Here is a 19,747-nt window from a genome sequence, read left to right as displayed (position 1 = left end):
CATTGTCCTTACGCCTGTTCGAGTAATTGCGGCGCGTATGTCTCGATGGTTTTAATGAGTACTGGCAACAGGCGATTGTCTTTTAGCGCTTGTTGCCACACGGCCAAGGCTTGCTCTTGTTTACCGAGCTGCCACAGTACTTCGCCAAAATGGGCACCAATCTCGGCGTCTTGCAGTTCGTGCCAAGCCTGGGCCAATAAATCTCGGGCACTGTCTATGTCGCCGTTGAGGTAGTAGCCCCAGCCCATGCTATCAAGAATGGCGGGATCTTCATCGTCCAATGCGTAGGCTCGTTGAATGAGTGCAAACGCTTGCTCGAAGTCCTCTGGTGAGCGCACCATCATGGTGTAGCCCAGCGCATTCAAATAGGCTGGGTCATTCGGGTGTTTTTCCAGTAGCAATTTAAGGTCTGCCAGCGCACTTGGCCACTGCTCTAAGGTATCGTAGGTAATGGCGCGTTTGTAACGTAAACCATCAGCTTCAGGAAATACCGCTAAGGAACGTGTCAGTAAATCAATGGCTAGGGCTGGATTCTGTTGACGTAAGTGCAAATCAGCCACTCCTGTCACATGACCCGGCTCTGCATCGAGCGCGGCGCGCTTCAAAATAATGCTGTTGATGAGCTCCGCTTGATGCGCATCGTAGAGCCATTTTACGATTAACTCAGAGGCCGTCCAACTAAACTGACCGAAAACACTGGCAAGATTGGCTAAGGCTGCATTGTACTCTCCTGCCTCTTGTTGAGCGGTGGCCAGCATAAACAACAGTTGGTCGCGTAGCACGCCGTGCCGTGGAAGCTCTGAGAGTAGAGCAATGCTTTGCTCTAGGTGGCCTTGTTGGATCAGTAACTGCCCCATCGCCAGCCCAATCTGTTGTGCCAGATAGGGAGGAAAGTCTGCGTTGTAGAAGGCCTCAAGTGCCTGTTGCGACTTATTATTTTTAATCAAGACTTCAAGCAGGTTGGCCTGAATGCGCTGACTATTGGGGTGTCGTCGTAAGCCTTGTTGTAAGGTGCGCTCAGCTTTGTTTTTGAAGCCTAGTTGCTCTTCGCTAAAGGCTTTAATGATGAACAAGCCCTCGAGCTCAGATTTCGGGCTGCGTGCCATGAGCTGGTCGATGTTTTCAACGATATAGGGGTAGCCACCGTTAATAAACAGTAGGTGGTAGCGGGCGATTTCGACAAACACGTCTTGGGCCAATTCAGGGCTAGTTAAAATCGCCTCCAGCTGCGAGGTGATGCCTTCATTACGCACATTCTGATCAATAAAGTTCGGCAGGAAATCCAACGCTAGTTGCTGCTGCGCGGCTTGTTTAAGCAGTTGCGCCGCTTGCTCCGTTTGTTCGTCTGTGAGCAGGGCCTGCAGGCGCACAGGGTAAATCTCAGTGGCGTCTGGTGATAGCGCCAGCCAACGTTCACTCGCGTCTAGAATGGCTTGTGTGTCATCGCTCATGACGGCTGTCGACGTGGCGCGCTTGGCGATCTCGGCGTCGTTGCTTTGTTTGGCGACTTCAAGGTACATGGCACTGGCTTGTTGGCTGCCTTGGCGTTGTAGGGCAAATTCTGCAGCCAGCAGTTGTTCTAACTGCCGAGCCTGCTGTGATTGCGCCACCGGAGCCCATTGCGGATCAGGCTGTAATGGGGCGACATGATTAGAAACAGATGAACAGGCACAGAGTGACAGACCCAGTGTCATCGGTAAAAAAACGCGTTTGAGCGAGAACGGGAATTGCAGTCGTTGCATAAGTACCTGCCTTAAAGGGCCAAAATCATGTCCTAGTTACTATGGTAGCCTCGCATGAACCGTGTTGTCAGCCTAATAAAGGGATGTTGATTGTAAGGAATCGACACATTTATTGATTTGATGGGGTGCGAAGAGCTAAAAATTCCTCTTATAATAGGGGCATTTATTTATGAGTCAGAAAATTTGGCCCATTTCTGAAAACACTTGTTCGATCTCTAGTCGTGAGAAGAGTTCCTGAATGCCGCTAATTGCTGTGGGCGTAAACCACAAAACTGCACCAGTATCTATCCGAGAGAAAATTTCGTTTGCGCCTGAAAAAATGGTTGAGGCACTCAATTCCCTGGTGTCTAACGCGCAGGCAAAAGAAGCCGTGATCGTGTCGACTTGTAACCGTACCGAACTGTATTGCGCAGTGGAGGACGGTGCCGGTGAAGAACAAATTATCCGTTGGCTCGGTCAATACCATAAAGTGGCCCCTGAAGAACTGGGGCGCTTTTGTTATGCCCATCGTGGCGACGAGGGGGTGCGTCATGTGATGCGTGTCGCAGCCGGGCTGGACTCGCTGATTTTGGGTGAGCCGCAGATTCTTGGTCAAGTGAAATCTGCTTACGCCGTCTCCCAAGAAGGGTGCTGCATCGGTTCAGAGTTGCAATCCCTGTTTCAGCAAACCTTCTCCGTTGCCAAACGTGTCCGTACCGACACCGCCATTGGCGAAAACCCAGTATCCATCGCGTTCGCAGCGGTCAGCTTAGCGCAGCGTATTTTTGCTGATGTAAAACGCAGTACGGCGCTGTTAATCGGTGCAGGACAAACCATTGAACTGGTTGCTAGGCATTTAAAAGAGGCAGGCATTAAGCGCATTATCGTGGCCAACCGTACCCTCGAACGTGCCCAGATATTAGCCGATGAACTGGGCTCGGAAGCCATCTTGCTAGGCGATATTACCGATTATTTGCATCAAGCAGACATTGTCATTTCTTCAACTGCCAGCCAATTACCGATCATTGGTAAGGGGATGGTGGAACGCGCCACCAGTAAGCGTCGTCATAAGCCGATGTTGCTGGTGGACATTGCCGTGCCACGCGACATTGAGCCGGAAGTGCAAGAAGTGGAAGACGCGTACTTGTATACCGTGGACGATTTGCATTCGGTGATCGAAGAAAATGTGCGTGCCCGCCAAGAAGCGGCGGAAGCCGCAGAAAAGATCATTGAACAGGGCATCGCAGAGTTCAAGCGTAAACAAGAGTCTCGCAAAGTTGCCGATCTAATTGTAAGCTACCGCGCCCAAGCAGAATTAATCAAGCAGTCCGAGCTAGAGCGAGCGCTCAAAGGTCTCGAATCTGGTCAGACACCTGAACAGGTAATGGCCAAATTAGCACATGGATTGATGAACAAACTGATCCATTCCCCAACCCAGTTTTTGCGCCAAGCCGGAGCAGAAGCTGATCAAACAGCCCTACAACAAGCGGCTGAGGTGTTGGGCATAACCGATACGAAAGAATCCCAGAATGAAAGAATCGATTAAATTTAAGTTAGAGAGTCTAGCTGAGCGTTACGAAGAACTAGCGGCGCTGCTAAGTGATGCCGATGTCATCATGGACCAAGACCTGTTCCGTAATTACAGCAAAGAGTACGCAGAGCTTGAGCCGGTGGTGAAATGTTTTGAAGAGTACCAACAGGTACTGGAAAACATTGAAGAAGCAGAGCTGATGCTGAGTGATTCCGATCCAGATATCAAAGAAATGGGTCAAGAAGAGCTGAAATCGGGCAATGAGCAGAAAGAAGAGCTGCTTCTTGATCTGCAAAAGCTATTGCTACCAAAAGATCCGAACGACTCGAAAAACGTTTTCTTGGAAATTCGTGCCGGAACCGGTGGTGATGAAGCCTCTATCTTCTCTGGTGACCTGTTCCGTATGTACTCGCGTTATGCCGAGACACAGCGTTGGAAGGTAGAAGTGGTCAGCGCCAGCGAAGGCGAGCACGGTGGCTACAAAGAAGTCATCGCACGAATCGTAGGGGATGGCGCTTACTCGAAACTGAAATTCGAATCTGGTGCGCACCGCGTGCAACGCGTACCAGCGACCGAATCACAGGGCCGTATTCATACTTCGGCTTGTACAGTAGCGATCCTGCCAGAAATGGACGAAGTGGAAGCGGTTAATATCAACAAAGCCGATCTGCGTATTGATACCTTCCGTGCTTCGGGTGCCGGTGGTCAGCACGTCAACAAAACTGACTCGGCGATCCGTATCCTACACATCCCAACGGGTGTCGTTGTAGAGTGTCAGGACGAGCGTTCGCAGCATAAAAACCGTGCCAAAGCGATGGCACTGTTAGCGTCTCGTCTGCAAGCGGCGGAAGAAGAAAAGGCCGCTTCTGAGCAATCGGAAGCGCGTCGCTCTTTGGTCGGTAGTGGTGATCGTTCGGAGCGTATCCGTACCTACAACTACCCACAGGGTCGTGTGACGGATCACCGTATCAACCTAACCTTGTACAAGTTGGATGAAATTGTACAAGGCGACCTAGATGTGCTGGTGAACCCTCTGGTAAACGAATACCAGGCTGAGCAATTAGCAGCCTTGAGCGGCGATAACTAAGCGCCACTTCCTATCATTAAGCGTGACCGTCCATGACCATTGAATCGTTATTAAAACAGGCCTATGGGCGGCTCTCCGCGCTGTCCGATACCGCGCAGCTGGATGCCCAGCTGCTGCTGGCACATGTACTTGATGTTTCTACCACCTATTTCTTTACTTGGCCCGATAAAGACGTCTCTGAAGTACACCAAGCTCGCTTTGAAGCCTTCCTTAAACGCCGTGAAAACGGTGAACCGATCGCCTATATCTTAGGTGAGCAGGATTTTTGGAGTCTGTCCCTGGAAACATCTCCGACGACACTGATTCCACGGGCTGACACCGAGCGCTTGGTGGAGGTGGCACTGGAGTTGATGCCCCATGGCGCCCGTAAGCTGGTGGATTTGGGGACAGGTACGGGAGCGATTGCCTTGGCGCTGGCGAAAGAGTGGCCTGCCGCTATGGTAATCGGCGTGGATTATCAAAGTGAAGCCGTTGCCTTGGCTGAGCGTAATGCGGTACGCAACGGGGTTGCGAATGCTTCGTTTTGCCAAAGTAACTGGTTTTCAGCTTTAAAAGACGACGCGCCCTTTGATCTGATTATCTCCAATCCGCCTTATATCGACCCTGAAGACGAACACTTGTCGCAAGGCGATGTGCGCTTTGAACCTTTGACTGCCTTGATTGCTGAGGAGCAGGGCTTAGCTGATATTCGTCATATCACCGAGCAAGCCAAGCAGTACCTGACGGAGCAAGGCTGGTTGATGTTCGAGCATGGCTACGATCAAGGGCAAGCAGTGCGAACGCTGCTACAAGAAAGAGGCTTTGGCGACGTTGCCACCTATCAAGATCTAGGTGGCAACGACCGCGTGACGGTGGGGCGCTTAGCGAGTTATTGAGCCGATTCAGGGCGGATAAACACTGGCTCCAATGGTTTGGAACGCTCCGCATCGTAGCGGTAACCCGCTAGGTTAAAGCCTTTGATGTCGTCAATGGATTCTGCGCCGCTCTCAATGAGGTAGCGTACCATCAAGCCACGTGCTTTTTTGGCGTAAAAACTGATGACCTTGTACTGACCGTTTTTCTCATCCAAGAAATTTGGGGTGACAATGGTGTTGTTAATGGCTTTTTTGTCGACCGCCTTGAAATACTCTGTCGATGCTAGGTTCACCAGTAGCTCATCTTCTGCCAATTCTTCATTCAACGCCGGAGCAATGGTGTCAGCCCAAAAGTGGTAGAGATTATCCCCTTTGGGGTTTCCAAGCTTAGTGCCCATTTCCAAGCGGTAAGGCTGCATTAAGTCCAACGGCTTTAGCAAACCATACAAGCCACTTAGAATACGCAGATGGGATTGTGCGTATTGAATTTGTGCCTCGCTCAGTGAGTAAGCATCCAGCCCAGTGTAAACATCCCCCATAAAAGTAAACATGGCAGGGCGACTGTTTTGAGCGGTATGATTTTTCTGCCACGCTTGGTAGCGCTCAACATTCAATGTGGCCAACTTATCACTCAGTTTCATCAGCGAAGCAATATCGGCCGGTGAGTACGGCTTAATGGTGTCAATAAGGGTTTGTGCCTGATCGAGAAAGCTTGGCTCTGAAGCATCGGCAACAGGAAGCTGGCTGTCTAAATCCAGAGTTTTCGCGGGTGAAATCAAATATTTCATTATCTTACCTTGGCATATCGTTGCGTTTTCATAGGATTATCCATAGAGTGTTCATAGATATCTACTCATTGTCTTAATAGAGAAACTGTATGAAAGACAACATTATTCCATTTCCAGTAGCATCCAAAGCACGCGGTGATGATACGGCTGTGGAACAAACAGTGGATACCACTTCAGTAAAACGCCTGCATGAATTGCGTCACGCATTTGATGAAGCGCGTAAACTTTGGCCGCTCGAATTGTCAGAGCTGCCAGAGCAAAATCGTAAACAGGTTGCCTCTCGCAAGAGATAGTAAAACTCAAGGAAGACCATTCTGTGCTAGCGTTTCTGGTCAAGCATTCTCTTATTGGTATGTTTGTTTGTGCTCTGCTTGGCTTTGCCTTTCCAGTGGCATCGAACACCTTATTTCCGTTTTTACCTTACGTGCTGTTCACGCTAATGTTGCTGACTTTGGTCGGTATGCCCATGGAGCAACTGGTGAAGCGTTTATGTCATGGGGCGCTATGGTTGTATGCCTTGTGGCACAGTGCGGTTTACATGCTTGTTTTCAGTGTCGCTGGCTGGCTGCTGGGGGTGTCCGACGCGCTATTGTTGGCCATTTTAGGCGTTGCCGCGACGGGCTCTTTGTTTGCCACCCCAGCCATTGTTCGGGCCCTTGGATTTGATGCCCTAGAAGCCATGGCAATGACCATTGCCACGACCCTATTACTGCCGCTGGCCTTATATATTCCGATTCACTTCTTACCCATGAGCCAAGGTAGCTTGGATTTCGTGACCTATGGCTTGCGTTTGTTGATCTTTATTGTCGGGCCGATTTTGATCTCCTTTAGCTTGCATAAGCTAGTGCCGAAAGAGCGGTTACAAAGAGCCTTACTGAAGATTTCACCGTACACGATTTTGTTGGTGTTTGCCTTTCCCTTCGGCTTGATTGGCAGCTATCGTAACCTATTTGATCAAAGCGTCACACAGGCCCTAGTGTACTTGCTGATTGCTGTCCTGTTGGTGGCCCTGTTTTTCTGCGGTACTTTTTTATGTTATCGCAAACAAGGGGTTCAAGAAGCCTTAACGGCTGCCATTACTTCGGGAAATCGTAATGTATTGTTGACCTATTCTATTGCTGGGGCCTTGCTCGGTCCCGCCTTCCTGCCGCTTGCTGGGGCCATGCAAGTGCCGACTTACATTCTCCCTGTGGTCACGCGCCGGCTCGCTCATTATCTTAGTAAGACGCCATAAAAACCTCTGCTATATGCAAACTGTCTAACCTTTGACTAAGCTTCATTCGAGTGTTTCCAAAAAAACGGTCTTGATTAGGCTGTTCAAACCGTAGGTTATTGATGACTTTTAACGGATGAACATGAGGGAGCTATGAGAAAAAATCTGCCTGTAACGACAGTGGAAAGAGTGGTCCCTAAAGATGTTCGTTTGGTTACCACTACGGATTTAAAAGGGAAAATTTCCTATTGTAACCAAGCGTTTATTGATATCAGTGGCTTCGCTTATGAGGAGTTGCTGGGGGCGCCGCATAACTTGGTGCGCCACCCTGATATGCCATCAGAAGCTTTTGATATCATGTGGTCCCATTTGAAGGCGGGGAAGCCTTGGATGGGGCTGGTTAAAAACCGTAGTAAAAATGGGGATTACTATTGGGTGGATGCCTACGTCACTCCGATCACAGAGAACGGTCAAGTAGTGGGCTACGAGTCGGTTCGTTCTACACCGAATCGCAAAGCGGTAGAGCGTGCTGAAAAGCTGTACCGGAATATTCGTGAACAACGAAAGTCATTCACCATCCCCATGCATGTGGCGGTGCCTGCCATCGTGATGTTAGCTTGGTTGGCCTCGCTATTGATGTACTTATTGGGGGTCGATTACGCCGCCACACCAGCCTTATTATCTTCTTTGTTACTGGCGGGATATTGCAGTACCCAGCAGCGTAATATGCGTCTCGCGCTGGAAAAATCCTTAGGCAATGCTTTTACCCACCCTTTGGCAGCGAAAACCTACTCCGATCACAGTCTTGCCTTGGCCAAGCTGGAAGTGGCCGTCAAAAGTCAAAATATGCACATTGATACCATTTTGACTCGCATTGAGGCCGAGTCAAAAGAGGTCTCCAATAAATCCGCCTATGGCCTAAAGCAGACCCAGAATGCGGCGGATAAAATTCAGCAACAGCTGTACGAAACTCAAGAGGTCGCTGCCGCCATGCAGCAGATGACGACCACCGTCTCAGACGTTTCCAAGCATGTACAGCAAACCGCATTGAGTGCCGAAGAATCTAAGGACCTTGCTGGGCAAGGTAAGCAGACGATTGAGCAGACCATGCAGGCCATTACCGAGCTGGCGGACTTGGTTGAGCAGATCACTCAATCGGTCACTAACCTATCGGCCCAATCAGAAAGCATTGCTGAGGTCGCAGTGATGATAGACCAGATTGCCGAGCAGACTAACTTGCTGGCGTTGAATGCGGCGATTGAGGCGGCACGGGCGGGTGAGCATGGTCGAGGGTTTGCGGTGGTGGCCGACGAGGTGCGCCAGTTAGCACAGCGCACTCAAGGCTCGACCCAAGAAATCCACAGTATCATTGAGCGGTTACGCAATGGGGCACAGGAAGCGGTTCATGTGGCAAGCGATGGTCGTGAGAGTGCTAAGGTGGGGTTGAATAAGATGTCAGATGCGCAGCAGTCACTGGATACGATCGTTTCATCGGTCAGTGATATTTCGCAGATGTCGATGCAAATGGCTACGGCAGTAGAACAACAGGCTCATGTTTCAGAAGACATTAATCAGCAATTGGTACGGATTTCGAATTTGGCCAATGCCAGCAAAGATGGTGCGGAGGAAGCGATGCAAAGTTTGGTTACCTTGCGTGGTGTTGCATCGGATATGCATGAATTGGTGGTGCGCTTTAAAACATAAGCAAAGCGTTTGTCAGAATGAAAAATGCCGAGCAATTGCTCGGCATTTTGGTTTTCTCTAGCTGTTAGCGTGGCAGCGGTAGCGCTTTGACCGCTTGGCTTTCATGGCGCAAGCGTTTGACGATAAGCTGCTGTGCTTCCTCTAGGTCGCCCATGGATTCAAGTAATAAGCTGAGTTCCACGATGGCTTCCGAAGATGAGTCAATGCGTAGGGCTTTTTCGTAGTAATCACGAGCCTTACCCCATAGTTGCAAGCGCTGACAGATACGTCCGGCGGTTAGGTAAAGTGGAGCGCTGTCTGGGTGGCGACGGATCCAAGTTTCAGCATTGCCTAACGACTTCTGCATCGATACATTGGTTAATTGGCCATAGACGCCGGCAAGCGCATCCGACCACTGGTCGTTAAGAGACGTGCGCATAAAGGCTTCTGCTTTATCTTCACTGCCGAATTCCATCAGCGTGGTCGCGTAAAGTACCTGCATCTGCTCGTCTTTCGCCAAGCCATCTAGCTTTTTCCAGATGCCTTGTAGCTCGTCTAGCAGTACTTCTTTGCTAAGGCCGGTTTTCTCACGGAAACGCAGCTTTTCCAATAGCGCTAAGAAGGAATTCTTTTCCAGTTCAAGCAAGTTGCTCTCGTCGAAGATACCTTGCTTTTTCAGAACCGGCGTCAGCTCTTGTAGGGCTTCCCAGTCTTTTAGTTGCGTGTAAGCATTGACCAGCATCTTCAAGGTTTGGCGGTGCTTTGGCTTCATATCGTGCAGACGCTTCAATGTCGCTAGGGCACCTTCGTAATGGCCTTGCTTAAGTTGCAGTTGGCTCTGTACAAAGCTAATCGCGAACTCAGCATCAGGTGAGGTTTGATGCGCTTTGCGTAGCAGCTCTTTAGAGCGCTCATGCTCTTCTTGCTCGCTCGCAGCATAAGCCGCACCGATGTAATTAAGCAAAGGGTAAGAGACTTTGTTGGCCGAAGTGGTCAGTAGCTTTTCAGCTTTGCCCCAGTTGCCGCCCGCCAGTTCCAGCATACCTCTAATGGTCGATTTCAAGGCACGTTTATGTGACATGGTGCCTGTCAGTCTGGATAGGGACGAGTTTGGATGCATTAAAATCCAAACCAGTCTTAAAGCGATCATAATGGCGGCATAGCCAAGTGCCATAAATAGCAACATCACCCAAAGGCTCATTTCAATGGTGACTTCTTTAAAAGAAATCATCACATAGCCTGGGTCTTGTTTCATGATCAAACCAATGGCGCCGCCGATGAGCAGCACAATGATGATGGAGAGGAGAACTTTTCTCATAGAGCTTGTTCTCCTTGGTTGTTGCTAGGTGCTGTTGGGGCGCCGCTTTTCCAGTTTTGCATCAAATTGCGCATGGCTTGTAAAGACGCACGCGGCATCGGCACATCTGGATTTGGGTTCACTTGCTGCAATGACGTGAGTGTGGTCATAAACGCAATGGTTGACTGAGCGGTGGTGTCAAAGTGTTGATTAACTGCTGTCGCTACACGGCTTAAAGATTTTTCGTAGATTGCTGGCTCAGCTTTCAGTAGAGCCACTTGTGCTACGTCGAGCTGAAGCTGGATGCCGGTCACCAATTCTTGATATTCGGCTGGCGGCAGCAACGGTTTGATTGGCTTTTGGTTGTAGTTGATGACCACCAAAGATTTCAGACCTTGCCATGCTTCATTAAATAGTTGTTTAAGAGCTGATCGGCTAGTTTGTGGTACTTCAGGCTCAGCGTCTTGTTGCTCTTGCCATTGTTTAGATGGCTCACGCTGCGGCAGTTCCGCTACTTGGTTGTAGAGTGCAGACAGTTGCAGGTAACGACCTTCTAGGTCAAAGCTTGCCACCGATTTAAGAGCTTGCATGTCTTGCGCAATGGCTTTACGGGTGTCGAACATCAGTGGGTCTTCAAGGCCCGCTAGGATGTTGTCTGCGCTGGCCAGCAATGACAGACTGCTCTTAGTGTCTTTCTCAAGTAGTAGACGCTGGTTGGCTAGGCGAATCAGGTACTCGGCTTCCGCCAACAGCCAATCGTCTTTGTCAGCATTGTTGAGTTTGTTAAGTTTGCTAGACAAGTCGACCAAGGCTTGTTCAGTGTTTGCTTTGAGCTCGTCGGATTGGCTCTTGGCGGCAGCCAGAATGCTGTCCATTTCGCTCAGTTGGTTGGCGGCAGCAGCATTGCTTTCCACGGTGCCAGACAATTGGCTCACTTGCTGTTCCAAGGCGATGACTTTGTTTTGCGCCTCAGTCAATGCTTGGTTATCAGGGCTAGCGTATTGATTTTGGTAGAATTGCCAACCACTTAAGCCTAAGGCTGCCACACCAAATAGGATAGCGACGGCAGGTAAGGTTTTGTTGCCTGAAGAAGAGTCTTTGCTCTCTGGGGCTACCTTGGCGGTGTTTACTGCTTCACCTGTTGGCGCGGAAGCGCTTTCTTTAGCGGACTCTAAGGACGTAGTGTCTACGCTGTTTTCCGTGTTGTCGGTTAAAGCCTTGTCGTTTTTGTCAGTCATGTTGTCGTCCTAAATGCTGCTGTGTGGCTGCGATTAAACGTTGGTCGTCAGCACCTTGTGCACAGATTACCTGATTCCAGCGAAGGGACTTTGCTAGTTGCGCCACTCTTTCGCTTGGAACAAATAAGGCAGTGTTTTTTAGATCTGGGTCAAACTGATCAACATAGGTTGTCAGATTTGTCACGCTTTCACCACTTGTCGCCCATATTACGTCAGGACGCTCTAAGAATAAAAAAGTTTGTGCCGTATATTCTGGAGTATGTCGCTTATAGAGTTCTAAATAGTCGACAATCGCACCACGTTGCTGCAATCCTTTGGCCAAATCTGGCCGGCCCCCAGCGCCCCGCACAATCAAGACTTTTTGATCGCGCATTTTCACGGGTTTAAGCCAGTCTAGCATGGCCTCGGTATTGTTGCCGGGGTTGCTGATCGCTGGGATATGCAATTCATTTAGAGTTTGTGTGGTGCCTTGGCCGATACCGAGCCAATGCATACCCACCGGCAGCATAGGCCAACACTCATCGATTAACTCGACCGCCAGCCGTGCGGCATTTTTACTGACGAAGATAACAAACTGGTACAGATCAAGGTTGTACAGCTGTGAGCGCAGTGCAGCTAGCTCCGCGTCACTAGAAAGTGGGCGAATGTCTAGCATTGGTAATGAGATGGGCGTTGCCCCAAGCGCAGACAGCGCTTGGCAGGTCAACGTATTTTCGGGTTCTGGTCGAGTGACCAAGACTTTTACACCTTGCATGGTGAGAGCATTCCCCATCAGGTCGTCAGATTAGTGTTGGTAGACTTCATCTAGCAGCGCTTGCGCACCATCGGCCAGTAATTGATCCGCCAATTGGATGCCTAGCGCTTCGGCGTTGGCTTTATCGCCACGGATCTCACCACGTACCATGCGTTTGCCGTCGGTGCTGCCGACTAAACCGCGCACAAACAGCTCATCACCTTCGAGCAGAGCAAAACAGGCAATAGGGGCCTGGCAGCCACCGTTTAGGCGCTTGTTCACTGCACGCTCGGCAACCACGCGGTAAGCGGTTTCTTGGTGCTGCAGGGGTGCAAGCAGCTCAATCAACTCAGCATCGTCGCTGCGACACTCAATGCCCATGGCCCCTTGACCGCCTGCTGGCAATGAGAAAGTATCGCTGATGCGTGCTTTGATGCGATCAGCCATCTCAAGACGCACAAGGCCTGCTGTCGCAAGGATGATGGCATCGTATTCGCCATCGTCTAGCTTGCGTAGGCGAGTATTAACGTTGCCACGCAGGTTTTTAATGACCAGATCAGGGCGGTGCATTTGCAACTGGCACGAGCGGCGTAAGCTTGATGTGCCGACTACTGCGCCTTGAGGTAATTCGTCGATGCTGTTGTAGGTGTTGGAAACAAAGGCATCGCTTGGGTCTTCACGTTCACAAATGACGCTCAAGCCTAGGCCTTCAGGAAACTCCATTGGTACATCTTTCATCGAGTGCACAGCAATATCGGCGACGCCATCAAGTAGAGCTTTTTCGAGCTCTTTTACAAACAGACCTTTACCGCCAATTTTCGACAGGGGCGAATCTAAGATTTGATCGCCTTTGGTGGTCATGCCCATCAGTTCAACATTGATCTCTGGGTAGAGCGCTTCCAGTGAGGCTTTGACATTGTTAGCTTGCCAAAGGGCAAGTTGGCTTTCACGGGTTGCAATGACGATTTTATTTCTCACATTCTCTCCTAGAGTGACATCAAGCACGAAAATAACGATAAAATTTCGCTATATCATACTCCCTTGCCTAGTAAGCGTCATCCCAGAGCCCTTTATAAAGGGCGCGTCATCAGGTAATCTTGCCGCAACATTGATCTCACACTGGGAAATGAAGAAATGACTGATACCAACAAAACCACTAACCAGCAATGGGGTGGCCGTTTTTCTGAGCCTGTTGATGCGTTTGTCGCACGTTTTACGGCGTCTGTTGAATTTGACCAGCGTATGGCGAAGCAGGACATTCAAGGTTCGATCGCACATGCCACCATGCTTGCAAAAGTGGGCGTTTTGACAGAAGACGAGCGTGACCAAATCATCCTAGGTCTAACGGAAATCGAGCAAGAGATCGCTCGTGGTGAGTTTGAGTGGTCAGTTGAACTTGAAGACGTGCACATGAACATCGAAGCGCGCCTGACGCAAAAGATCGGTATCACGGGTAAGAAACTGCACACGGGCCGTTCACGTAACGACCAGGTGGCAACGGATATCCGTCTGTACATGCGTGACGAAATCGACTTCCTACTAGAAGAAGTAACACGCCTACAACAAGGCATCTTGTCTCTTGCTGAGCGTAATACTGATACCATCATGCCAGGCTTCACACACTTACAAACGGCGCAGCCAGTGACCTTTGGACACCACCTAATGGCGTGGTACGAAATGGCACAACGTGATTACGAGCGTCTTGCTGACTGCCGTAAGCGTGTCAACATCCTACCGTTGGGTGCGGCGGCGCTTGCCGGTACCACTTACCCAATCGACCGTAACATGACCGCTGATCTACTGGGTTTTGAGCGTCCTACTTATAACTCGCTAGATTCTGTGAGTGATCGTGACTTTGCGATTGAATTCACAGCAGCAGCATCGATCACCATGATGCACTTGTCACGTTGGGCTGAAGAACTGGTAATGTGGACGTCGGCACAATTTAACTTCATCTTCCTTCCTGATCGTTTCTGTACTGGCTCTTCGATCATGCCACAGAAGAAAAACCCAGACGTACCTGAGTTAGTGCGTGGTAAGACCGGCCGAGTGTATGGCCATCTAATAGGTTTGCTAACGCTGATGAAGTCTCAGTGTTTGGCGTACAACAAGGACAACCAAGAAGACAAAGAGCCTCTGTTTGATACCGTGGATACGCTACGCGGTTCTTTGCGTGCCTTCGCCGATATGATCCCTGCCATCGAAGCACGTGGTGAGTACATGTACGAAGCAGCACGTCGTGGTTTCAGTACCGCCACTGACCTTGCGGATTACCTAGTGCGTAAAGGTGTTGCCTTCCGTGATGCCCACGAAATCGTTGGTAAAGCAGTAGGCTTTGGTGTGCAAGAAGGTCGTGACCTTTCTGAAATGTCACTAGAAGAGCTACAAGGCTTTGGTGATATGATCGAACAAGACGTGTTTGAAGTGCTGACACTGGAAGGTTCGGTTGCGGCTCGTGATCACATTGGTGGTACTGCGCCGGCACAAGTGAAAGCGGCCATTGAACGCGCTAAAACAGAGTTAGCTGCTCGCTAATCGCGCTGGCATAGTGTTTTTTAAAGGCCCGCTTTTAAAGCGGGCCTTTTTTATTCGTGTGAACCAAAGTGTAAATCTTCGAACAGGTCACTCTGCAAAATATCGGTGGTGATATTCAACTCAAAACGAAACGTCTGTTTTTGCCCCGAGCAACCCGATAGCACCACTTGCCATTCCTCGCGTGAGCCAGGCTTCGGCAGCTTCCAGCAAATTCCCTTGATGTTGACATAGCGAGTGCCGTCCGCGTCTTCGGTGATGGGGTATTCGGTTGCTTCGATAATACCCTTGGCGTATTCATCTTGGACGCGCTTGGCTTGGCGGATCGCTTGGCGAAATTTGGGCGAAAACGGGTCCTTGCTCGGGTCGAGTTTAGGGCGTTCAGTGGTTACCTGCCCGATGTCCAGTAAGCCGTTGTTTTTCCATTGATTGGAGTCCTCTGTGGTGCTGATCACCTCTGTGATTTCAGATAGTGAGAAAGCCTGAGTCACAGGCGGACTTGAAGTCGTCGCCGTAGCTGTCGGAACTGCCTCTTCGGTTGTTGCTGGTTGAGCCTTGCTAGGGGCGATCGCCGCTGGCTGTGTGGATGGCTCAGCAATAGTGGCGGGTGCTGGCGTCTGCGCTGTTTGCGGCTCGGGCTTAGAAGGCGTGGTGCTTAACTTCTCAGGCAGTAACGACACTTCAAAATTGGGGGCTTGGGCAGGCGGCGTGATCGTTGACCAGTGACGATCCTTAAACCATAGAAAGACGCCAGCGTGAAGGCAAAACGCTGCAATCAAAGCAAATATCCATGGTTTGAGCAGGCGTCTCATTGTTTCGATTACAACCTTTTTTGCACAACAGTAGCCGAGCGACACTTCGCATTCTTATGGCTTCACTATAGCAAAATCAGAAATTTTAAATACAGCTCGAAAGTAAAGATTTTTGGTCAAAGTGGGTAGTGGGGGTGGGAATAAAATAGGGGATCAGTATACTGTCAACAAATTGTATTAATGGATGGTCGTCACTGTGTCTAAGCTTGTTTTAATGTTGCTTGCCACTCTTACATTGGTGGGGTGTGGCAACAAAGGTCCACTTTATTTACCTGATCAAGCACTACCGAGCGACACGGTGACATCTTCCGCGGAATATTGAGGAATACCCCTTGGATTTTTTTAACTACTCTGGCCACCAGCTACATGCCGAAAACGTCTCTTTAACAGACATTGCTGAGCAATATGGCACGCCAACTTACGTATACTCTCGTGCGACATTTGAGCGTCACTACAAGGCCTATGCGGATGCCTTCGCAGCGCACCCAACATTGATTTGTTACGCTGTAAAAGCGTGTTCAAATATTGCCATTTTGAACGTCTTAGCACGTCTTGGTTCAGGCTTCGATATTGTCTCTGTGGGCGAACTTGAGCGTGTGCTACGTGCCGGTGGTGATCCAAGCAAAGTCATGTTCTCAGGTGTTGCAAAACAAGAACACGAAATGCGTCGTGCGCTGGAAGTGGGCATTCACTGCTTCAACGTTGAGTCTGAGTCTGAGCTGTACCGTCTAAACAAGGTGGCGGGTGAAATGGGCAAAGTCGCGCCTGTATCTTTGCGTGTGAACCCAGACGTGGATGCGAAAACGCATCCATACATTTCAACGGGTCTGAAAGACAATAAATTCGGTATCGACATTCAAGATGCAGTGCGCATTTACGGTGTGGCTCACTCACTGGAAAACCTAAACGTGATGGGGGTTGACTGTCACATTGGTTCGCAGCTGACAGAACTGCAGCCGTTCTTGGATACCTTTGATCGTCTAACCGCTTTGATCGATCAGCTGGCCGAGCAAGGCATCGAAATCAAACACCTAGATTTAGGTGGTGGTTTGGGTGTGCGCTACCGTGACGAAGTGCCACCAGAGCCAAAAGATTATGCAGAATTGATTTTGGAAAAAGTCAAAGGCCGCAACTTGTCGTTGGCTTTTGAGCCAGGTCGATCGATCGCTGCCAATGCCGGCATTTTGATGACTAAAGTTGAGTTCCTAAAGTGCACGCCGCATAAAAACTTCGCCATCATCGACGGTGCTATGAACGATATGATTCGTCCATCTTTGTACGGTGCTTGGATGGATATCGTACCGGTGAGCTTAGAGCCGACGTCTGAAGGCAAGCGAGTGTACGATCTAGTTGGTCCAATTTGTGAAACAGGTGACTTCCTAGGCAAAGAGCGTGAGCTGGACATTCAGCCAGGTGATTTGTTGGCGCTGCGCTCAGCTGGGGCTTACGGCTTCACGATGGCGTCAAACTACAACAGCCGCGGTCGTGCCGCAGAAATCATGGTCGATGGCGATAAAACATACTTGATCCGTGAGCGTGAAGACATTGATCACCAGTTAGCTGGTGAGCAATTGTTACCTGCTTAAGGAGCGCTGGGTATGTTGTTAAAATTTACTAAGATGCATGGCCTAGGCAATGACTTTGTAGTGGTCGACGCCGTGTCTCGTAAGGTCTATTTCAACAAGGCGCAAATTGAGCGCCTTGGTGACCGTAACCGTGGTATTGGTTTTGATCAGCTGCTAATCGTTGAGCCACCGTCCAACCCAGATATGGATTTCCGTTACCGTATTTATAACTGTGACGGTTCGGAAGTTGAGCACTGTGGTAACGGTGCGCGCTGCTTTGCCAAGTTTGTACTGGATCGTGAGTTAACGCATAAGCGTGTGATCGATGTGGAAACTAAGCGTGGCCAGATTCAATTGAAAGTGCAAGACGATGGCCAAGTGTGTGTCGACATGGGTGAGCCAAGCTTTGTGCCTGAGGACTTGCCATTCGTTGCCCCGGGGTTAGCAGATCTGTACCCGATCGATGTGGCCGGTGAAACGTATGAGTTGACGCCAGTGTCGGTGGGGAATCCACATGCGGTGATTCGTGTTGATGACTTAAACGATGACATCGTAGAAGGTGTGGGACCCATCGTTGAAGGTCATGAGCGTTTCCCGAACAACGTCAATGTTGGTTTTCTGCAGGTGCTGTCTGCGGATGAAGTCAACCTACGTGTATACGAGCGTGGTGTGGGAGAAACTCAAGCGTGCGGTACGGGTGCCTGCGCCGCAGTGGTCGCGGGTATTAAGCAAGGTTGGTTAGCCGAAGAGGTATTAGTGCATCTACCGGGAGGCGATCTACGTATTGCATGGCAAGGCCCTGGTCACTCCATCCAAATGACTGGCCCTGCAGAAAAAGTCTTTGAAGGCCAAATCTACCTATAAGAGAGGTACCATGACGGAAGAGGAAGTAGTCCAATACCTGAAATCGACGCCTGATTTCTTCGAGCGAAATCCTGCGTTACTGGAAGAGTTGAGGATTCCTCATCCTGTTCATGGTGGCGCGATTTCGTTGCTTGAGCGGCAGGTATTACAGTTGCGCAAATCAAGCGCCGATTACCGTGGTGAGTTTGACCGTCTCGTGGCCGTTGCCCGAGAAAACGAAGCCATCATGAAAAAAAGCCGTCGCCTGGTGCTCAAGTGCCTCAGCTGTGAATCGTTAGACGATTTTGCTGGGGTGGTCGAGGAAGTCATGCGTGAAGACTTTGCCGTTAACTATCTGTCGATGGTGCTGTTTACTGAGCAGGACCTTGATACCTCGATCCGTACGGCCAGCTGGGAACAGGCTGAGCCTATCTTAAAAGAAATGCTGGCGCAGTCTGGTTGTTATTGTGGCGTGTTGTCGGTCGCTGAGTCGGAATTCTTATTCCAATCCCAAAGCGATTCGGTGATGTCCTCTGCGATCATGCCGTTGGTATCACGTGAAGGCGGTCAGGTGGTGTATCACGGTGTGTTGGCATTAGGTTCCAGCCGTTTAAGCCATTTTGATAAAGAAAAAGGCCTGTTGTTTTTAGACTTCTTGTCAGACCTGCTGAGCACGTTACTACTTAGGTTATTACCATGAAAACCCTTATTTCGTTCGATCTCGATAACACCCTTTGGGATGTGGATCCGACTCTCACGCGTGCTGAGCATGCTATGGAAAAGTGGTTCGAGGACAACTTCCCAGGATTTGCTGAGCGTTTTTACACGCCGACCATGGATCCGATCAAATACGAGATCTACGAGCTGTACCCAGACATCAAACACGATGTGACGAAAGTACGTTTGGCGCAATACAAATTGGCGTTACAGCGTTATGGCTTGCCCGCGGAAGAAGCGGCAGAGCGCGCTGAACAAGCGTTTAATGTGTTTTACGATTGGCGCCAACGTATTGACCTATACCCAGATGTGCACCCAACGCTGACTAAGCTGGCTGAGCGCTATGAGTTGGCGGCGCTGACCAATGGCAATGCCGATGTCTATCACCCTTATATTGCCCTAGAGCACTACTTTGGTACTGTGATTCGTGCCGATAAAGAAGGCATCGCCAAGCCAGATCCAGAGATTTTTACGCGTTTATCTGAGCGTACCAAGACGCCTATGGATCGTATTATCCATGTGGGTGATCACCCCATCGATGATGTGCAAGGGGCCGTCAATGCTGGCGCGCGTGCGGTGTGGTTTAACCGTCATGGTGCCCGTCGTTGGCGCTCAGAGTGGGCCACGACACCAGACGCTGAAGTGCATTCGTTACCTGAGCTGATTACATTAATTGAGAACATGAACTTATAGCGTTTTGCTATCGTTCTAGTTAAGTATTCTGATTTTGCCGTTACGAGATTAGTGTTACACTAGCTCTATTAACTGAATAACCGAATTTAAGGAAATTGCGATGAGCGAAAATATTATCAACGTAACAGATGCTCAGTTTGAAGAAGAAGTTCTAAAATCTGATCTTCCAGTGATCGTAGACTTTTGGGCGCCATGGTGTGGTCCTTGTAAAATGATCGCCCCAGTGCTTGAAGACGTAGCGGAAGAGTTCGCTGGCCGTGTAAAAGTGGTTAAGATCAACGTTGATGAAAACACTGAAACAGCACCAAAATACAACGTTCGTGGTATCCCAACACTGCTTGTTATTAAAGGCGGTGAAGTGGCAGCAACGAAAGTAGGCGCGGTATCTAAGTCTCAGCTAGTAGAATTCGTTGTTAGCGCGCTTTAATTAGCTGCGAACA

Annotated in this window: 20 protein-coding genes; 13 read left to right on the top strand and 7 right to left on the bottom strand. The window is 49.8% G+C overall.

Translation table 11 applies throughout. The features are described 5' to 3' along the window. Nucleotides 1–8: 8 nt before the first annotated feature. Complete coding sequence (locus MAQ5080_RS00290; protein WP_067212541.1) at nucleotides 9–1,742, bottom strand: tetratricopeptide repeat protein; 1,734 nt, start codon at nucleotides 1,740–1,742, stop codon at nucleotides 9–11. A gap of 238 nt (nucleotides 1,743–1,980) precedes the next feature. On the opposite strand from MAQ5080_RS00290, the gene hemA reads away from it, so the two are divergent. Genes hemA through prmC form a run of 3 tightly spaced genes read left to right on the top strand, consistent with a single transcriptional unit; the run spans nucleotide 1,981 to nucleotide 5,214 of the window. Next, the gene (gene hemA / locus MAQ5080_RS00285; protein ID WP_067212544.1) at nucleotides 1,981–3,267 is read left to right on the top strand and encodes a glutamyl-tRNA reductase; all 1,287 of its coding nucleotides are present in this window, start codon (nucleotides 1,981–1,983) and stop codon (nucleotides 3,265–3,267) included. Continuing rightward, a complete protein-coding gene (gene prfA, locus MAQ5080_RS00280) occupies nucleotides 3,251–4,339 on the top strand; it encodes a peptide chain release factor 1 (protein ID WP_067212547.1) in 1,089 nt (362 codons plus the stop codon). Before hemA ends, prfA begins: the two co-directional genes overlap by 17 nt. A 32-nt stretch (nucleotides 4,340–4,371) precedes the next feature. Further along, nucleotides 4,372–5,214: a peptide chain release factor N(5)-glutamine methyltransferase gene (prmC, locus tag MAQ5080_RS00275; RefSeq protein WP_067212551.1), complete on the top strand. Its 843-nt coding sequence runs from the start codon at nucleotides 4,372–4,374 to the stop codon at nucleotides 5,212–5,214. Here prmC and yaaA read toward each other — a convergent pair. Next, the gene (gene yaaA, locus MAQ5080_RS00270; RefSeq protein ID WP_067212554.1) at nucleotides 5,208–5,981 is read right to left on the bottom strand and encodes a peroxide stress protein YaaA; all 774 of its coding nucleotides are present in this window, start codon (nucleotides 5,979–5,981) and stop codon (nucleotides 5,208–5,210) included. The two genes, prmC and yaaA, sit on opposite strands and share 7 nt — an antisense overlap. Before the next feature lie 89 nt (nucleotides 5,982–6,070). Here yaaA and MAQ5080_RS00265 point away from each other — a divergent pair, with 89 nt between their 5' ends. The 3 genes from MAQ5080_RS00265 (at nucleotide 6,071) to MAQ5080_RS00255 (ending at nucleotide 8,898) form a co-directional block, all read left to right on the top strand. Further along, nucleotides 6,071–6,274, top strand: coding sequence for a hypothetical protein (locus tag MAQ5080_RS00265; protein ID WP_067212557.1), 204 nt, complete (start codon nucleotides 6,071–6,073; stop codon nucleotides 6,272–6,274). Nucleotides 6,275–6,297: 23 nt separating this feature from the next. Beyond that, a complete protein-coding gene (locus MAQ5080_RS00260) occupies nucleotides 6,298–7,215 on the top strand; it encodes a hypothetical protein (protein WP_067212561.1) in 918 nt (305 codons plus the stop codon). Between the two features lie 132 nt (nucleotides 7,216–7,347). Then, nucleotides 7,348–8,898, top strand: a complete 1,551-nt coding sequence (locus MAQ5080_RS00255; RefSeq protein WP_067212564.1) for a methyl-accepting chemotaxis protein — start codon at nucleotides 7,348–7,350, stop codon at nucleotides 8,896–8,898. 64 nt (nucleotides 8,899–8,962) lie between these two features. Here the strand turns inward: MAQ5080_RS00255 and MAQ5080_RS00250 are convergent, their stop codons facing one another. Genes MAQ5080_RS00250 through hemC form a run of 4 tightly spaced genes read right to left on the bottom strand, consistent with a single transcriptional unit; the run spans nucleotide 8,963 to nucleotide 13,123 of the window. Next, nucleotides 8,963–10,195: a heme biosynthesis HemY N-terminal domain-containing protein gene (locus MAQ5080_RS00250; RefSeq protein WP_067212566.1), complete on the bottom strand. Its 1,233-nt coding sequence runs from the start codon at nucleotides 10,193–10,195 to the stop codon at nucleotides 8,963–8,965. Continuing rightward, nucleotides 10,192–11,412 (bottom strand): uroporphyrinogen-III C-methyltransferase, encoded by a 1,221-nt coding sequence (locus MAQ5080_RS00245; protein ID WP_067212570.1) that lies wholly within the window; start codon nucleotides 11,410–11,412, stop codon nucleotides 10,192–10,194. The genes MAQ5080_RS00250 and MAQ5080_RS00245 overlap by 4 nt, the downstream gene beginning before the upstream one ends. Continuing rightward, the gene (locus MAQ5080_RS00240; RefSeq protein ID WP_067212573.1) at nucleotides 11,405–12,166 is read right to left on the bottom strand and encodes a uroporphyrinogen-III synthase; all 762 of its coding nucleotides are present in this window, start codon (nucleotides 12,164–12,166) and stop codon (nucleotides 11,405–11,407) included. The genes MAQ5080_RS00245 and MAQ5080_RS00240 overlap by 8 nt, the downstream gene beginning before the upstream one ends. Nucleotides 12,167–12,196: 30 nt before the next feature. Beyond that, nucleotides 12,197–13,123: a hydroxymethylbilane synthase gene (gene hemC / locus MAQ5080_RS00235; protein ID WP_067212576.1), complete on the bottom strand. Its 927-nt coding sequence runs from the start codon at nucleotides 13,121–13,123 to the stop codon at nucleotides 12,197–12,199. A 156-nt stretch (nucleotides 13,124–13,279) separates the two neighbouring features. Between hemC and argH the strand changes: the two genes are divergently transcribed. Continuing rightward, nucleotides 13,280–14,680: an argininosuccinate lyase gene (gene argH / locus MAQ5080_RS00230; protein WP_067212579.1), complete on the top strand. Its 1,401-nt coding sequence runs from the start codon at nucleotides 13,280–13,282 to the stop codon at nucleotides 14,678–14,680. 50 nt (nucleotides 14,681–14,730) lie between these two features. Here the strand turns inward: argH and MAQ5080_RS00225 are convergent, their stop codons facing one another. Next, the gene (locus tag MAQ5080_RS00225; protein ID WP_067212582.1) at nucleotides 14,731–15,456 is read right to left on the bottom strand and encodes a hypothetical protein; all 726 of its coding nucleotides are present in this window, start codon (nucleotides 15,454–15,456) and stop codon (nucleotides 14,731–14,733) included. Between the two features lie 217 nt (nucleotides 15,457–15,673). On the opposite strand from MAQ5080_RS00225, the gene lptM reads away from it, so the two are divergent. From lptM to trxA, 6 genes are all read left to right on the top strand, one after another. Next, complete coding sequence (lptM, locus tag MAQ5080_RS17705; protein WP_082861146.1) at nucleotides 15,674–15,811, top strand: LPS translocon maturation chaperone LptM; 138 nt, start codon at nucleotides 15,674–15,676, stop codon at nucleotides 15,809–15,811. Nucleotides 15,812–15,821: 10 nt separating this feature from the next. Beyond that, nucleotides 15,822–17,075, top strand: coding sequence for a diaminopimelate decarboxylase (lysA, locus tag MAQ5080_RS00220; protein ID WP_067212585.1), 1,254 nt, complete (start codon nucleotides 15,822–15,824; stop codon nucleotides 17,073–17,075). Between the two features lie 12 nt (nucleotides 17,076–17,087). Further along, nucleotides 17,088–17,918, top strand: a complete 831-nt coding sequence (gene dapF, locus MAQ5080_RS00215) for a diaminopimelate epimerase (RefSeq protein WP_067212588.1) — start codon at nucleotides 17,088–17,090, stop codon at nucleotides 17,916–17,918. 10 nt (nucleotides 17,919–17,928) lie between these two features. After that, a complete protein-coding gene (locus MAQ5080_RS00210; RefSeq protein ID WP_067212592.1) occupies nucleotides 17,929–18,597 on the top strand; it encodes a DUF484 family protein in 669 nt (222 codons plus the stop codon). Then, nucleotides 18,594–19,307, top strand: coding sequence for an HAD family hydrolase (locus MAQ5080_RS00205; RefSeq protein WP_067212596.1), 714 nt, complete (start codon nucleotides 18,594–18,596; stop codon nucleotides 19,305–19,307). The genes MAQ5080_RS00210 and MAQ5080_RS00205 overlap by 4 nt, the downstream gene beginning before the upstream one ends. Before the next feature lie 100 nt (nucleotides 19,308–19,407). Beyond that, nucleotides 19,408–19,734, top strand: coding sequence for a thioredoxin TrxA (trxA, locus tag MAQ5080_RS00200; RefSeq protein ID WP_067212599.1), 327 nt, complete (start codon nucleotides 19,408–19,410; stop codon nucleotides 19,732–19,734). Nucleotides 19,735–19,747 lie beyond the last annotated feature (13 nt).

Source organism: Marinomonas aquimarina (genome assembly GCF_900089755.1).
GTDB classification, from domain to species: Bacteria; Pseudomonadota; Gammaproteobacteria; order Pseudomonadales; family Marinomonadaceae; genus Marinomonas; species Marinomonas aquimarina.
This window is presented reverse-complemented; position numbering and strand designations above follow the sequence as displayed.

Coding starts and splice junctions, on each gene's coding strand:
- MAQ5080_RS00290 (WP_067212541.1), bottom strand. CDS start 1,742: ATGCAACGACTGCAATTCCCGTTCTCGCTCAAACGCGTTTTTTTACCG.
- trxA (WP_067212599.1), top strand. CDS start 19,408: ATGAGCGAAAATATTATCAACGTAACAGATGCTCAGTTTGAAGAAGAA.
- hemA (WP_067212544.1), top strand. CDS start 1,981: ATGCCGCTAATTGCTGTGGGCGTAAACCACAAAACTGCACCAGTATCT.
- MAQ5080_RS00265 (WP_067212557.1), top strand. CDS start 6,071: ATGAAAGACAACATTATTCCATTTCCAGTAGCATCCAAAGCACGCGGT.
- MAQ5080_RS00250 (WP_067212566.1), bottom strand. CDS start 10,195: ATGAGAAAAGTTCTCCTCTCCATCATCATTGTGCTGCTCATCGGCGGC.
- MAQ5080_RS00210 (WP_067212592.1), top strand. CDS start 17,929: ATGACGGAAGAGGAAGTAGTCCAATACCTGAAATCGACGCCTGATTTC.
- prmC (WP_067212551.1), top strand. CDS start 4,372: ATGACCATTGAATCGTTATTAAAACAGGCCTATGGGCGGCTCTCCGCG.
- lptM (WP_082861146.1), top strand. CDS start 15,674: ATGGTCGTCACTGTGTCTAAGCTTGTTTTAATGTTGCTTGCCACTCTT.
- MAQ5080_RS00245 (WP_067212570.1), bottom strand. CDS start 11,412: ATGACTGACAAAAACGACAAGGCTTTAACCGACAACACGGAAAACAGC.
- MAQ5080_RS00240 (WP_067212573.1), bottom strand. CDS start 12,166: ATGCAAGGTGTAAAAGTCTTGGTCACTCGACCAGAACCCGAAAATACG.
- argH (WP_067212579.1), top strand. CDS start 13,280: ATGACTGATACCAACAAAACCACTAACCAGCAATGGGGTGGCCGTTTT.
- MAQ5080_RS00255 (WP_067212564.1), top strand. CDS start 7,348: ATGAGAAAAAATCTGCCTGTAACGACAGTGGAAAGAGTGGTCCCTAAA.
- MAQ5080_RS00205 (WP_067212596.1), top strand. CDS start 18,594: ATGAAAACCCTTATTTCGTTCGATCTCGATAACACCCTTTGGGATGTG.
- prfA (WP_067212547.1), top strand. CDS start 3,251: ATGAAAGAATCGATTAAATTTAAGTTAGAGAGTCTAGCTGAGCGTTAC.
- yaaA (WP_067212554.1), bottom strand. CDS start 5,981: ATGAAATATTTGATTTCACCCGCGAAAACTCTGGATTTAGACAGCCAG.
- dapF (WP_067212588.1), top strand. CDS start 17,088: ATGTTGTTAAAATTTACTAAGATGCATGGCCTAGGCAATGACTTTGTA.